Genomic DNA, 14,222 nt, shown 5'->3' with positions numbered 1-14,222 from the left:
CCGATCACACGGCCTGCGCGAACGACGTGCCCTCGGAGGCGAGATCGCGCGCGAGGTGGGCGAGATCGGCGGGAATCTCGCGGCCCTTCGAGACCATCGACTGCGCCCACAGGCGTCCAGCCCGGTAGGAGGAACGCACGAGGGGCCCCGCAAGCACGCCGAGGAAGCCGATCTCCTCCGCAGCCTCTTTGAAGGCGACGAACTCGGCGGGCTTGACCCATCGGTCCACCGGCAGGTGGCGCGGCGAAGGACGCAGATACTGCGTGATCGTGATGATGTCGGTGCCGGCGTCGTGAAGATCCTGCAACGCCTCGATGACTTCGTCGGGGCTCTCGCCCATCCCCAGAATGAGGTTCGACTTCGTGATCAGACCTGCCTCACGAGCCATCGTCAGGACGCCGAGGGAACGTTCGTACCGGAAGGCCGGGCGGATCCGCTTGAAGATGCGGGGGACGGTCTCGACGTTGTGCGCGAAGACTTCCGGGCGGGAGTCGAACACCTCGTGCAGCAGGCTCGGCACGCCGTTGAAGTCCGTGGCGAGGATCTCGACGCCCGTTCCGGGGTTGTCGGCATGGATGCGTCGCACGGTCTCGGCGTGAAGCCAGGCGCCACCGTCGGGGAGGTCGTCTCGGGCGACCCCGGTCACCGTGGCATAGCGCAGCTGCATCCGCTGCACGCTCTCCGCGACGCGCCGGGGCTCGTCGGTGTCGTAGTCGGCGGGCTTGCCCGTGTCGATCTGGCAGAAGTCGCACCGGCGCGTGCATTGGGAACCCCCGATGAGGAAGGTCGCCTCGCGATCCTCCCAGCACTCGTAGATGTTGGGGCAACCCGCCTCCTGGCACACGGTGTGCAGGCCCTCGTCTTTCACCAGGCCCTGCAGGGCGGTGTATTCCGGACCCATCTTCGCCTTCGTGCGGATCCACTCGGGCTTGCGCTCGATCGGGGTCTGGGCGTTGCGCACCTCCAGTCGCAGGAGGCGACGGCCGTCGGGTGCCGCGGCACTCATGCCGCGACCGCCCGCTCGGCGGCGAGGAAGACCTCGGTGATGGTCGGAAGGATGTCGCGGGGCGAGATCTCTCTGCCCGTGACCTCGCTGATGGTCGTGACCCCGGCGTCGGCGATGCCGCAGGGGATGATCTGACGGAAGGGCGCGAGGGAGTTGTTGCAGTTGACCGCGAACCCGTGCATGGTCACTCCCCGCTCGACACGGACGCCGATGGCGGCGACCTTGTCGGTCGACAGGGGGCGTCGGACCCACACTCCGCTTCGCCCCTCCTCCTGGAGTCCCTCCACGCCGTGGCGAGCGAGGGCCGCGATGAGCAGGCGCTCGAGGCGTCGGACATGCGCCACGACGTCGACGGGTTCCCCGAGGCGGACGATGGGGTAACCGACGAGCTGACCCGGGCCGTGCCACGTGATCTTGCCGCCGCGGTCGACGTCGATGACCGGGGTCCCGTCGGTGGGGCGCTCCTCCGGCTCGGTGCGCTTTCCGGCGGTGAAGACCGGTTCGTGCTCGAGCAGGAGCAGAGTATCGACCCGCTCCCCGCGCACCACCTCCGAATGAACACGTCGCTGCAGGTCCCACGCGTCGGCGTAGGGGACGAAGTCGGGGTCGAGCCCCACCGTCATCGTTTCGAGCACAGAAGCGCCTTCCTTCTTGGACCGCGTCCAACAATACGCTCCCCGTGCGGCCTCTTCGCGCGTCCTAGGGTGAAGTCATGACAGAGCAGCGTGCCGGGCGTCCGAAGCTCTCGTCTCCCGAGACCATCGCCGAGGCCGCGTGCGAACTGTTCCTCGAGCGCGGCTACGACGCGACATCCATCGCCGACATCGCCCTGCGTGCCGGGGTCTCGCGGTCGAGCTTCTTCAACTACTTCTCCTCGAAATCCGACATCCTCTGGTCGAGTTTCGATGCCCGGGTGGCGACACTTCTCACCCATCTGGATGCAGGAGAGACGGGCCCCCGGGATGTGCGGACGGCGCTGCGCGCGTTCGCGGCGGGATTCGCTCCCGATACCCTGGCGCTGGCGATGGCCAACGCGGTGGCGATGGGTCTCGAGGAAGAGCTCGATCGCGAATCGGCGGTGCGAACGACGCGTATCGGCCGATCGGTCGCCGCCGCACTGCGGACCGGGGCCGACCCGCTGGTCGCAGACGTGGTGGGAAGCGCTGTGGGAGGAGCGGTGCTCGCCGCGGTGCGCGCGTGGGCGGCAGCGGGCCCCGGGCGGACCTCGCTCTCGCGGACCCTCGATCAGGCGATCGAGGTCGTCGCGCCGCTGCTCGTGCCGCAGGGAGGCGTGCGTCAACTGCGGTTGGTCGTCCGCTCGGCCGACCTCGACGGGGCGGTGTCGTTCTACCGCGACACCCTGGGTATGACCGAGGCCCACGCTTTCGAGGGCCCGGACGGCGCGCGCGTGGCGATCCTCGAGGCGGGCCGGGCGACGTTGGAGCTGGCTGATGCCGCACAGGTGCGCTTCATCGACGAGGTCGAGACAGACGGCGGGGAGAGCGACGGCATTCGGGTGGCCCTCGAAGTCGCCGACGTCGAGGCGACGGCGGAGGCGCTGGTGCATGCCGGCGCCCCCCTGGAGGCCCCGCCCACCCCCACCCCGTGGCGCTCGCGGAACGCACGACTGCGGGGCCCCGACGGCGTGCAGCTCACGGTGTTCCAGGAGCTCGACCGCGAGTGACCCCGCCGGCGGGCTCGCCCGCGAGGGTGCCGCCGACCCCACGGCGTAGAATTGCCGGACCATGGCTACCTTCGGCACGCTCTCCGACCGGCTCACTGAGACCTTCCGCAATCTGCGCACGAAGGGCAAGCTCACCCCCGCTGACGTCGACGGGACGGTGCGAGAGATCCGCCGGGCGCTCCTGGACGCCGACGTCGCGCTGCCGGTGGTCAAGGACTTCACCGCAAGAATCCGCGAACGCGCCCTCGGCGACGAGGTCAATCGCGCGCTGAACCCCGCCCAGCAGGTGGTGCAGATCGTCAACGAGGAGCTCATCGGGATCCTCGGCGGCCAGCAGCGTCGACTGCAGTTCGCGAAGAACCCGCCGACGGTCATCATGCTCGCGGGTCTGCAGGGGTCGGGGAAGACGACTTTCGCCGGCAAGCTGGCGAAGATGCTCGAGAAGGACGGGCACACGCCGTTGCTCGTCGCCGCCGACCTGCAGCGACCGAACGCCGTGAACCAGCTGCAGGTCGTCGGCCGCCAGGCCGGCGCCGCGGTCTACGCCCCCGAGCCGGGCAACGGCGTCGGTGATCCCGTGCGGGTCGCGACGGACGGGGTCGAGGTCGCGAGGCGTCAGCAGCACGACGTCGTCATCATCGACACCGCCGGCCGCCTCGGCGTGGACGCCGAGCTCATGAAGCAGGCGGCGAACATCCGTCGCGCCACCGACCCCGACGAGGTCCTGTTCGTCATCGACGCGATGATCGGACAGGACGCGGTGAACACCGCCAAGGCCTTCCAGGACGGGGTCGACTTCACCGGCGTCGTCCTGTCCAAACTCGACGGCGACGCCCGCGGCGGCGCGGCCCTCTCGGTGGCGTCTGTCACCGGGCGACCGATCATCTTCGCCTCCACCGGCGAGGGGCTCGACGACGTCGAAGCGTTCCACCCCGATCGGATGGCCTCGCGCATCCTCGACCTCGGCGACATCCTCACCCTCATCGAGCAGGCCCAGCAGGCCTTCGATGAGGAGGAGGCACGGAAGGTCGCGGAGAAGATCGCGACCGAGCAGTTCACCCTCGAGGACTTCCTGCAGCAGATGCAGCAGCTGAAGAAGATGGGCTCGATGAAGAAGATGCTCGGGATGCTCCCGGGCATGGGCGGCATGAAGCAGCAGCTCGACGACTTCGACGAGCGCGAGATCGATCGCACCGAGGCCATCATCCGCTCCATGACACCGGGGGAGCGTCGCAATCCGAAGATCCTCAACGGATCCAGGCGCCTGCGCATCGCCCGGGGGTCGGGTATGACGGTGACAGACGTCAATCAGCTGGTCCAGCGGTTCGACCAGGCCGCGAAGATGATGAAGACCGTCGCCCGCGGCGGCGTGCCGAACATCCCGGGAATGGGTCCGGTGCCGGGTGCGGGACGCCCCGGCGCATCGGCCAAACGCGGCAAGCAGCAGAAGCAGAAGGGGTCACGGTCGGGGAACCCTGCGAAGCGTGCGGCCGAGAACGCGGGGATCGCCGCGTCGGCAGCCGCAGCACCCGCGGGAACCGGCTTCGGTCTCGGCGGCGCCGCCGGTGCCGGAGGCGCACCCGCTGCGCCGAGCGCGGAGGACCTCGCCGAACTCCAGAAGCTCCTCGGGCGGGGCTGAGCGTCGCGCGCCGCCGTCCGCCGTCCGGTCAGGCGCCGCTCAGCGAGGCCAGGTGATCGCGCAGTGTCGGACCCGCGCGGAACTCCCGGATGAGGTGACGCACGACCTCACGCAGATCGCCGTCGGCCGCTTCGGCGACCAGCAATTGGCGCGCGTAGCTGGCGCCGCCGGCGAGGATGCGCTCGAGCCCCGCGAACTCGCGCGCGCACTTCAGCTCCACGGCGATCCCGGCCACCTCGTCCAGCGTGGCCGCCAGATGATCGCGGACGGGCACCTGGGTGCCGTCGCGATCGACGATGACCCGTGCGTCCAATCCGTAACGCGCGGCGCGCCACTTGTTCTCGCGGACGAACCACGGCTGGATGCCGCTGAGTTCGACACCGTCGTCGAGCAGACGGGAGAAGTGCTCGACCATGACCTGCACGAACGCCGCGACCGCGGCGAGCTCGGGGAGCGTCGACATCCCGTCGCAGGCGCGCACCTCGATCGTTCCCCACCGCGGCGCGGGGCGGATGTCCCACCGCACCTCCGTGGCATCCTCCATCACCCCCGTGGCGATCATGTCGTCGAGGTAACGCTCGAAAGCAGCCCAGTCGGGAAGTGGCCAGGGTAGCCCCGCTGTCGGCAGCTGCTGGAACACCAGCGCCCGATTCGAGGCGTACCCGGTGCGCTCTCCGGCCCAGAAGGGTGAGGACGCCGACAGCGCTTGCAGATGGGGAAGATAGACCGTCAGCGCGTTGATGATCGGGAAGACCTTCGTCACGTCCTCCACGCCGACATGCACGTGGATGCCCCAGATCATCATGTTCCGGCCCCACCACTGGGTCCGCTCGATGAGGCTGTGATAGCGCGTCTTGTCGGTGACCTCCTGGTCGTACCACTGTGCGAACGGGTGACTGCCCGCGGACAGCAGCTCGATGCCGCGCGGCTCGGTAGCCGTGCGCACCGCGGCGATCGCGTCGCCGATGTCGTCGACGGCGGCGGCGACGGTGTCGCCGATGCCACTGGTGAGCTCGATCGTGTTCGTCAGAAGCTCTTGGGTGATGGTGTAGCGCTCGAGCGCGGCGTCCTCGCCCAGCGCATCCAGGACCTCGGGCGCCCGGGGCACCAGATCGCCGGTCTCGCCGTCGGCGAGCATCAGCTCCCATTCGATCCCCACGGTGGAGCGTGCCGACCGGGCGAAGGGCTCCGTCATGCGCCCAGTGTGGCATGCGAAGACAGCGGCTCGACGGTTCGCTACTGTTCGTGTCGTCTGGCAGAATAGAGGGTCGGACGCCGGACTCGACCCTCTATCCAGCCCGCCGTCCTCCGTAGAGCTTCCACCGGGTGTTGCACCCCACCTCCCGGTCGACCAGTTCATTCCTTCCACACATTCAGGAGAATCGTGGCTGTCAAGATCCGTCTGAAGCGCCTGGGCAAGATCCGTGCGCCCTACTACCGCATCGTCGTCGCCGACTCGCGCACCAAGCGCGATGGTCGTGTGATCGAAGAGATCGGCAAGTACCACCCCACCGAGGAGCCCTCGTTCATCGAGGTCGACTCCGAGCGTGCGCAGTACTGGCTCGGCGTCGGCGCCCAGCCGACCGAGCAGGTGCGCGCCATCCTCAAGCTGACCGGCGACTGGGGCACCTTCAAGGGTGACAAGGACGCGACCTCCACCGTGAAGACGCGCGAGGACAAGCCGGCTTTCGAGCTGGACTCGTCGAAGTCGTCCGTCGTCAAGCCCAAGGCCGAGAAGAAGGCTGCGGAGCCCGCCGAGGCCCCCGCCGACGAGGCCGAGGCTTCCGCCGACGCCGCCGCCGAGTAAGCGTCCCACGCCGTGCTCGCCGCCGCGCTCGAACACATCGTCAAGGGGATCGTCGATCACCCTGACGACGTCCGCATCCAGTCGTCCACGTCGCCTCGCGGCGACCTGCTCGAGGTGCACGTGCATCCCGAGGACCGCGGACGTGTGATCGGGCGCGGTGGCCGCACGGCCAAAGCCCTTCGCACCCTCGTCGCCGCTCTCGCAGACGGACGCCGTGTGCGCGTCGACGTCGCGGACGACTGACGTGCCCAGCGAAGACTCCTCGGCGCCATCCGCCCCGCGCGCGCGGGCGGGCGAGCGGACCCAGCTCCGCGTCGGCCGTCTGGTCAAGGCCCACGGCTTGAAGGGTGCGCTCAAGATCGAGCTGTACACCGACGACCCGGACGGTCGGTTCGTCCCGGGTGCGACCTTCACGCTGCAGGTGCCCGAGACATCCCCGTGGCACGGAAAGCCCCTCACGGTGCGCGAGTTCCGATGGATGAACTCCCACCCCGTCGCATTCTTCGAGGGGGTGGATGATCGCACCACGGCGGAGGGTCTCGTGCGCGCCATCCTCTGGATCGATGAGGACGCGACCGCTCCCACGAGCGAACCCGATGCCTGGTACGACCACCAGCTCGTCGGCCTCGACGTGGTCCGCGACGGAGACGTCGTCGGGCGGGTGATCCGCGTCGACCATCTTCCCGCGCAGGACCTGCTGATCGTCCGCCCCACCGGTGAGGGCGACCGAGAACTGCTCGTCCCGTTCGTCTCCGCCATCGTCCCCGACGTCGACATCGCCGCGGGGCGCGTCACCGTGACCCCGCCTCCGGGGCTGTTCGAGGACCTGCCCGGCGATCCGGAGGACGCGGACGCGTCGGAAACGGGAGCCGAGGACGGCCGACCGGACGCGCCCTGAGATGCGCGTCGACATCATCACGATCTTCCCGGCGTTCTTCGACGTCCTCGACGTCTCGCTGATCGGGAAGGCACGTGATCGCGGCCTGCTCGACATCCGCGTCCACGACCTGCGCGCGTGGACGCACGATCGACATCGCACCGTCGACGACACCCCCTACGGCGGGGGAGCGGGAATGGTGATGAAACCCGAGCCGTGGGGCGAGGCCCTCGACGAGGTGCTCACGCCCGACGCCCTGCTCGTCGTCCCGTCGCCGGCAGGGGAGCGGTTCAGCCAGCCCCTCGCGCGCGCCCTCGCCGAAGAGGCCCACATCGTCTTCGCCTGCGGCCGTTACGAGGGCATCGATCAGCGCGTGATCGACCACTACGCGACCAGTCACCGGGTGCGGTTGATCAGCCTCGGCGACTACGTGCTCAACGGCGGCGAGGTCGCCGCCATGGCGATCGTCGAGGCCGTGTCCCGTCTCGTGCCCGGCGTCGTCGGCAACCCCGAGAGTCTCATCGAGGAATCCCACGAGGCCGGCCTCCTGGAGTACCCGAGCTACACCAAACCCGCCTCGTGGCGCTCGCGGGAGGTTCCCCCGGTGCTCCTGAGCGGCAACCACGCCGCGATCGCACAGTGGCGACACGAGCAGAGTCTCGCCCGTACCCGCGCCCAGCGACCCGACCTGCTGGACTGATCCGGATCGGATGCTGCGTCAGACCCCTCCGGGGTCCCTCGGCGTCAAGAGGCACCGGCGTGTCATCCGGCCTCGATATGCTCAGGACCTTCGTAACTGGTCGTGCGGCGTGCGCGCGACCGTGAAAGGACACGGATGACGCTGCAGGCTTGGCCGGGGTCGGCATACCCCCTCGGCGCCACCTTCGACGGGAACGGCACCAATTTCGCCGTCTTCAGTGAGGGAGCGGAACGTGTCGAACTCTGCCTCTTCGACGACGACGGCTCCGAGACCCGGGTGGAGCTGCGCGACGTGGACGCGTTCGTGTGGCACGTCTACCTTCCCAATGTCGGACCGGGCCAGCGCTACGGCTATCGCGTGCACGGGCCCTACGACCCCGCGAACGGTCAGCGGTTCAATCCGAGCAAGCTCCTGCTGGACCCGTACGCCAAAGCCGTCGACGGCGAGATCACGTGGGGACAGTCCGTGTTCTCGTACACCTTCGGCGATCCCGACTCGTTCAACGACGACGACTCCGCCGACGCGATGATGAAGGGGGTGGTGGTCAACCCGTTCTTCGACTGGACCGGAGACCGCCAGCCCAAGACCCCGTACGCCGAGACCCTCATCTACGAGGCCCACGTCAAGGGCCTGACCAAGCTCAACGAGCTGATCCCCGAGGAGCTGCGCGGCACCTACAGCGGCATCGCCCACCCGGCGGTGATCGACCACCTGCTCAAGCTGGGTGTCACCGCGATCGAGCTCATGCCGGTGCATCAGTTCGTCAACGACTCCACCCTCCAGGACAAGGGCCTGGCGAACTACTGGGGCTACAACACCATCGCCTTCCTCGCCCCGCAGAACACCTACGCCTCCACGGGCCAGCGGGGTCAGCAGGTGCAGGAGTTCAAGGGCATGGTGCGCGCCCTCCACACCGCCGGCATCGAGGTCATCCTCGACGTGGTCTACAACCACACCGCCGAGGGCAATCACATGGGACCGACGCTGTCGATGCGCGGCATCGACAACGAGGCGTACTACCGCCTCGAGCAGGATGACAAGCGCTACTACACCGACTACACCGGCACGGGGAACAGCCTGAACGTCGGCAATCCCCACGCGCTGCAGCTGATCATGGACTCCCTGCGTTACTGGGTCCTCGACATGCACGTGGACGGGTTCCGCTTCGACCTGGCCTCCACCCTTGCGAGGGAGTTCTACGACGTCGATCGCCTGGCGACCTTCTTCGAGCTCGTACAGCAGGATCCGGTGGTCTCGCAGGTCAAACTCATCGCCGAGCCGTGGGACGTCGGGCCCGGAGGTTACCAGGTCGGCAACTTCCCGCCGCAGTGGACGGAGTGGAACGGCAAGTATCGCGACACCGTCCGCGACTTCTGGCGCGGCGAGCCGCAGGCGCTCGGAGAATTCGCCTCACGTCTGACCGGGTCGGCCGACCTCTACGAGCACTCCGGCCGTCGCCCGGTCGCCTCCATCAACTTCGTCACCGCCCACGACGGATTCACGCTGCGCGATCTCGTGTCCTACAACGAGAAGCACAACGACGCCAACGGCGAGGACAACAACGACGGCGAATCGCACAATCGTTCGTACAACCATGGCGTCGAGGGGCCCACCGACGACCCGGAGGTCCTGACGCTGCGTGCGCGCCAGCAGCGGAATTTCATCGCCACGCTGATGCTCAGCCAGGGCGTGCCGATGCTCCTGCACGGTGACGAGCTCGGACGGACCCAGCAGGGGAACAACAACGGGTACGCGCAGGACAACGAGCTGACCTGGATGCACTGGGATACGGTCGACCAGCCGCTGCTGGAGTTCACCGCGGCGCTCGCGCGACTACGGCGCGATCACCCGACGTTCCGACGGAGCCGGTTCTTCAACGGCCGTCCCGTGCGCCGCGAGGAGGGTGCCCGCATCCCCGACATCGTGTGGCTGCGCCCCGACGGATCCGAGATGCAGCCGGAGGATTGGGATTCCGGTTTCGGCCGCGCCATCGGCGTCTTCCTCAACGGCAACGGGATCCGCGAGCGCGATCGTCGAGGAGAGCCGATCTCGGACAAGCACTTCATCATCCTCTTCAACGCAGGCGACGAAGAGGTGGACTTCCATCTGCCCGCGGTCGAGTTCAGCCCGAAGTGGGACACCGTGGTCGACACGGCCGGACAACGCGCCGACTCCGCGCCTCTCGTCCCGGGCGAGTCGGTGCCCCTGGCGGCGAAATCCCTGATGGTGCTGTGCGAACACGAGGTCCCCGAGCCCGAGGTCGACCACTCGGTGGCGGCGTCGCTGGTCCTGCTGGCCGACTCCGACGTGCCGCAGACTCCGCCGAAGGCCGAGGCCGGGCGGTGAGCCCGGCGGCGGTTCCTCCTGCCGCGCCGGACCGTCGGCATCCCGAGTCGACCTATCGCCTTCAGGTCCGGCGTTCCTTCGATCTCGATGATGCCGCGGGGGTGGTCGACTATCTGCGCGACCTCGGGGTGTCGTGGGCCTATCTGTCGCCGCTTCTTGCGGCCACCTCGGGTTCGGACCACGGATACGACGTGGTCGATGTGTCCCGGGTCGACCCGGAGCGCGGCGGCCCCGAAGCCCTGGTGAGGTTCGCGTCCGCCGCTCGGAAAGCCGACCTCGGCATCCTGGTCGACATCGTCCCCAATCACATGGGCATCTCCGCGCCCGCCGAGAACGGGTGGTGGTGGGACGTGCTCCTGCGAGGCCGCGACTCGGTCCACGCCGCCGCGTTCGACATCGACTGGGACTTCGGTGAGGGCCGCGTCCTCGTCCCCATCCTCGGCGGCGATGTCGACGACGTCGTCGAGGACGGCGAGATCACCGTGTCGCCCGAGAGCGACGACCCGGCTCTGTTCCCCTTCGGCGCGCTGCGGTACTTCGAGCACGCCTTCCCCCTCGCGCAGGGTTCGGCGCCCGACGCCGAGACCTCCGATCCGACGGTGGTCCGCGAGGTGCTGTCTCGCCAGCACTACCGCTTGGCGTTCTGGCGCACGGAGGCGGAGGATCTGAACTACCGACGGTTCTTCGCCGTGACCACGCTCGCCGGTGTCCGGGTCGAGGTGCCGGAGATCTTCGAGGCGACCCACGCCGAAATCCTCCGGTGGCTGCGCGAGGGGCTCGTCGACGGTCTGCGCGTCGACCACCCGGACGGGCTGCTCGACCCCGGGGCGTACCTGGAGCAGCTGTCCGAGGCGGCCCGTGCCGCGCGCCGTGCACCGACGCACGTGCTCGTGGAGAAGATCCTCGAGCACGGTGAGGATCTCCCCACCTGGTGGCGCACCGCCGGCACAACGGGGTACGACGCCATGGGGGAGATCGACCGACTCTTCGTCGACCCCGAGGGCGAAGGTCCCCTCGACGACCTCGATGCGGAGCTTCGAGCCGAGACCGGTGTGCCGCGAAGCGGCTGGGCCGATCTCATCCACACCACCAAGCGGATGATCGGCGACACGATCCAGCGCGCCGAGATCGCTCGGCTGGTGCGGTGCTTGCCCGCGCCGGTCGATCGCGCCTCCGACGCGTTCGCCGAACTCCTCGCCTGCTTCCCCGTCTACCGGTCGTATCTTCCGGCGGGCGAGAAGCATCTCACCCGCGCGGCGGCCGAGGCGACGCGGCGCCGCCCCGACCTCGCGCCCAGCCTCGAGGCGCTGCGTCAGATCCTCCGCGATCCGTCGCTCGAGGTCTCGCGTCGCTTCCAGCAGACGACCGGCCCGGTGATGGCGAAGGGTGTCGAGGACACCGCCTTCTACCGGTTCACGCGACTCGGCTCGCTCACCGAGGTGGGCGGGGATCCCGCGGTCTTCTCGATGTCGCCGGCGGAATTCCACCGGGCACAGCAGCGACGCCTCGCCGCCTGGCCGCGCGCGATGACGGCGCTGTCGACCCACGACACCAAGCGCGGCGAGGACGTGCGCGCCCGGCTGAACGTGCTCGCCGAGATCCCCACGCGCTGGGCCGAGGTGCTCAAGCGCCTCCGCGCCGTGGCGACCACGGGTCACGGCCCGTTCGATGCGCTCCTCTGGCAGGCGATCATCGGGGCATGGCCCGCCACCCCCGACCGTCTCCACGCATACGCCGAGAAAGCCGCCCGGGAGGCGGCGGAGTCGACGGGGTGGTGGGACCCCGACGAGGACTTCGAACGGAGGATGCATGCGCTCGTCGACGCCGCGTCCGCACAGGCGCGGCCGTTGATCGAGGACTTCGTCGCCGAGATCTCGGCGTTCGGGTGGAGCAACTCCCTCGGCGCGAAACTCGTGCAGCTCACGGCACCGGGTTCGCCCGACGTCTACCAGGGGTCCGAGCTGTGGGAGACCTCGCTGGTCGACCCCGACAATCGTCGCCCGGTGGACTTCGGGCTGCGGCAACGGATGCTGAGGGATCTCGACGCGGCGTTCGCCCGTGGCGACCTGCCGCCGGTCGACGCGACTGCCCGCGCCAAGATGCTGGTGACCTCCCGCGCGCTGCGCCTTCGCCGCGACCGACCCGACCTGTTCACCGTCCATCGACCGGTCACCGTCGTCGGCGAGGCGTCCGAACACGCCGTCGCATTCGATCGCGGCGGGGCGACGACGGTCGTCACGCGGCTGCCGGCCGGGCTGGCCCACCGTGGTGGCTGGGGCGGGACGGCCATCCTGCTTCCCTCGCGGGACGTCGTCGACGCGCTGACGGGACGACGATTCGGCGGCGGAGAGATCCCGCTGTCAGCGATTCTGCAGACCTATCCGGTTGCGCTCCTGATCGACGCCGCCCGGATCGAGGAAGGAACACCCCGATGATCGAACTGTGGGCCCCGCGGGCCACCCGTGTCCGGTTGCGGTATGCCGGGGGAGACCTCGAGATGCAGGCGGCGGCAGACGGCTGGTGGCGCGGCGAGGTGACCCTGGCCGACGGTGACCGGTACGGCTTCGTGCTCGATGACGGCGACGCCGTGCGTCCCGATCCCCGCTCGCGCCGACAGCCCGACGGCGTGCACGAGACCTCGTGCTGGTTCGATGCCGACGGCTACGAGTGGAGCGATCACGAGTGGACGGGGCGCCAGCTCGCCGGCGGCATCGTCTACGAGCTGCACGTGGGCACCTTCACTCCCGAGGGGACCCTGGACGCGGCCGCCTCGCGCCTGGACCACCTCGTCGATCTCGGCGTGACGCACGTCGAGCTCCTCCCGGTGAACGGGTTCAACGGCGTCTGGAACTGGGGCTACGACGGCGTGCTGTGGTACACCGTGCACGAGGCGTACGGCGGTCCCGCCGCATACCAGCGCTTCGTCGATTCCTGCCATGGACGCGGTCTCGCCGTCATCCAGGACGTCGTCTACAACCATCTGGGTCCGAGTGGGAACTATCTGCCGGAATACGGCCCGTATCTCCGCGACGCCGAACGCAACACCTGGGGTTCGTCGGTGAACCTCGACGAGCCGGCCGTGCGCTCGTTCATCGTGGAGAACGCGCTGATGTGGATGCGGGACTATCACGTCGACGGCCTGCGTCTGGACGCCGTCCACGCGCTGCTCGACCGCACCGATCGGCACATCCTGCAGGAGATCGCCGAGGAGACCGATCGGCTCAGCGCCCACGTGGGGCGTCCCCTAACCCTGATCGCCGAATCCGACATGAACGATGCGACTCTCATCTCCGCTCGGGAGGCCGGGGGCTATGGCCTCACCGCGCAGTGGAGCGACGACTACCACCATGCCCTGCACGTCGCCCTCACCGGCGAGACCGTGGGGTACTACGCCGATTTCGCCCCGCTCTCCGCCCTGGTGAAGGCCGCGACCCGGGGGTTCTTCCACGATGGGACGTGGTCGTCGTTCCGCGGCCGGGAACACGGCCGGCCCATCGATCCGCGCATCCCGACGTGGCGTCTGGTGACCTACAGCCAGGACCACGATCAGATCGGCAACCGCGCGGCCGGTGACCGGCTGTCCCAGTCGCTGGATGACGGGGGTCTGCGTATCGGCGCGGTGCTCACACTGCTCGCGCCGTTCACCCCCATGCTCTTCATGGGTGAAGAGTGGGCGGCGAGCACCCCGTGGCAGTTCTTCACCTCGCATCCCGAGCCCGAGCTGGCCAAGGCGACCGCCGATGGCCGACTGGCGGAGTTCGCCGCCATGGGGTGGGACGAATCCGTCGTCCCCGATCCGCAGGATCCGGCCACCTTCGAGCGGTCGCACCTCGACTGGTCCGAGGCGACATCCGACGCCGCCGACCCCCGTCACCGGCGCACCTTGGAGCTCTACCGGCGGCTTGCGCGGCTGCGCCGAGAGCTTCCCGACCTCACCGACCCCGACTTCGCGGCACTGTCCGCCGAGGCCGATGAGGATGCCCGCACGTTCGTGCTGCGTCGCGGTGACGTCGACGTGCTGGTCAATTTCGGCACCGACGCGGCGACGCTGCGGCTGAGAGATGCGTCGCGTGTGCTGCTGACGACGGATGACGCGGTGTCGGCGGACGACGGGCGGATCACCCTGCCGGGGCGAAGCGCGGCGGTGACGACGCTCTGAGGGC

The 14,222-nt window shown here is 69.0% G+C and carries 12 protein-coding genes; 9 read left to right on the top strand and 3 right to left on the bottom strand.

Annotated elements, in window-relative coordinates; genetic code table 11:
• Window positions 1-4: 4 nt before the first annotated feature.
• Window positions 5-1,006, bottom strand: a complete 1,002-nt coding sequence (gene lipA / locus V6S02_RS07500; RefSeq protein ID WP_124293427.1) for a lipoyl synthase — start codon at window positions 1,004-1,006, stop codon at window positions 5-7.
• The gene (lipB, locus tag V6S02_RS07495) at window positions 1,003-1,641 is read right to left on the bottom strand and encodes a lipoyl(octanoyl) transferase LipB (protein WP_442927905.1); all 639 of its coding nucleotides are present in this window, start codon (window positions 1,639-1,641) and stop codon (window positions 1,003-1,005) included. Before lipB ends, lipA begins: the two co-directional genes overlap by 4 nt.
• Window positions 1,642-1,718: 77 nt before the next feature.
• On the opposite strand from lipB, the gene V6S02_RS07490 reads away from it, so the two are divergent.
• Together V6S02_RS07490 and ffh are read left to right on the top strand one after the other, a co-directional pair.
• Window positions 1,719-2,690 carry a TetR family transcriptional regulator gene (locus V6S02_RS07490; RefSeq protein ID WP_336400379.1) on the top strand — a complete coding sequence of 324 codons (972 nt, stop codon included), beginning with the start codon at window positions 1,719-1,721 and terminating at the stop codon, window positions 2,688-2,690.
• Window positions 2,691-2,751: 61 nt separating this feature from the next.
• A complete protein-coding gene (gene ffh / locus V6S02_RS07485) occupies window positions 2,752-4,329 on the top strand; it encodes a signal recognition particle protein (protein WP_124293424.1) in 1,578 nt (525 codons plus the stop codon).
• Window positions 4,330-4,357: 28 nt separating this feature from the next.
• Here the strand turns inward: ffh and V6S02_RS07480 are convergent, their stop codons facing one another.
• On the bottom strand, window positions 4,358-5,524 hold the full coding sequence (locus tag V6S02_RS07480) for a glutamate--cysteine ligase (protein WP_124293423.1): 1,167 nt from the start codon (window positions 5,522-5,524) through the stop codon (window positions 4,358-4,360).
• Between the two features lie 189 nt (window positions 5,525-5,713).
• Here V6S02_RS07480 and rpsP point away from each other — a divergent pair, with 189 nt between their 5' ends.
• From rpsP to treZ, 7 genes are all read left to right on the top strand, one after another.
• Window positions 5,714-6,136 (top strand): 30S ribosomal protein S16, encoded by a 423-nt coding sequence (gene rpsP / locus V6S02_RS07475; RefSeq protein WP_124293422.1) that lies wholly within the window; start codon window positions 5,714-5,716, stop codon window positions 6,134-6,136.
• Window positions 6,137-6,148: 12 nt separating this feature from the next.
• Window positions 6,149-6,379 carry an RNA-binding protein gene (locus tag V6S02_RS07470; RefSeq protein ID WP_124293421.1) on the top strand — a complete coding sequence of 77 codons (231 nt, stop codon included), beginning with the start codon at window positions 6,149-6,151 and terminating at the stop codon, window positions 6,377-6,379.
• Between the two features lies 1 nt (window position 6,380).
• The gene (gene rimM / locus V6S02_RS07465) at window positions 6,381-7,034 is read left to right on the top strand and encodes a ribosome maturation factor RimM (protein WP_124293420.1); all 654 of its coding nucleotides are present in this window, start codon (window positions 6,381-6,383) and stop codon (window positions 7,032-7,034) included.
• A gap of 1 nt (window position 7,035) precedes the next feature.
• Window positions 7,036-7,713, top strand: coding sequence for a tRNA (guanosine(37)-N1)-methyltransferase TrmD (gene trmD, locus V6S02_RS07460; protein WP_124293419.1), 678 nt, complete (start codon window positions 7,036-7,038; stop codon window positions 7,711-7,713).
• Window positions 7,714-7,854: 141 nt separating this feature from the next.
• Window positions 7,855-10,059, top strand: coding sequence for a glycogen debranching protein GlgX (glgX, locus tag V6S02_RS07455; RefSeq protein ID WP_336400797.1), 2,205 nt, complete (start codon window positions 7,855-7,857; stop codon window positions 10,057-10,059).
• Window positions 10,056-12,494, top strand: coding sequence for a malto-oligosyltrehalose synthase (treY, locus tag V6S02_RS07450; protein ID WP_336400378.1), 2,439 nt, complete (start codon window positions 10,056-10,058; stop codon window positions 12,492-12,494). The genes glgX and treY overlap by 4 nt, the downstream gene beginning before the upstream one ends.
• A complete protein-coding gene (gene treZ, locus V6S02_RS07445) occupies window positions 12,491-14,218 on the top strand; it encodes a malto-oligosyltrehalose trehalohydrolase (protein WP_336400377.1) in 1,728 nt (575 codons plus the stop codon). The genes treY and treZ overlap by 4 nt, the downstream gene beginning before the upstream one ends.
• Window positions 14,219-14,222 lie beyond the last annotated feature (4 nt).

This window comes from Microbacterium sp. CCNWLW134 (assembly GCF_037083565.1).
GTDB lineage: Bacteria > Actinomycetota > Actinomycetes > Actinomycetales > Microbacteriaceae > Microbacterium.
This window is presented reverse-complemented; position numbering and strand designations above follow the sequence as displayed.

Coding starts and splice junctions, on each gene's coding strand:
- V6S02_RS07480 (WP_124293423.1), bottom strand. CDS start 5,524: ATGACGGAGCCCTTCGCCCGGTCGGCACGCTCCACCGTGGGGATCGAA.
- V6S02_RS07490 (WP_336400379.1), top strand. CDS start 1,719: ATGACAGAGCAGCGTGCCGGGCGTCCGAAGCTCTCGTCTCCCGAGACC.
- lipA (WP_124293427.1), bottom strand. CDS start 1,006: ATGAGTGCCGCGGCACCCGACGGCCGTCGCCTCCTGCGACTGGAGGTG.
- ffh (WP_124293424.1), top strand. CDS start 2,752: ATGGCTACCTTCGGCACGCTCTCCGACCGGCTCACTGAGACCTTCCGC.
- treZ (WP_336400377.1), top strand. CDS start 12,491: ATGATCGAACTGTGGGCCCCGCGGGCCACCCGTGTCCGGTTGCGGTAT.
- trmD (WP_124293419.1), top strand. CDS start 7,036: ATGCGCGTCGACATCATCACGATCTTCCCGGCGTTCTTCGACGTCCTC.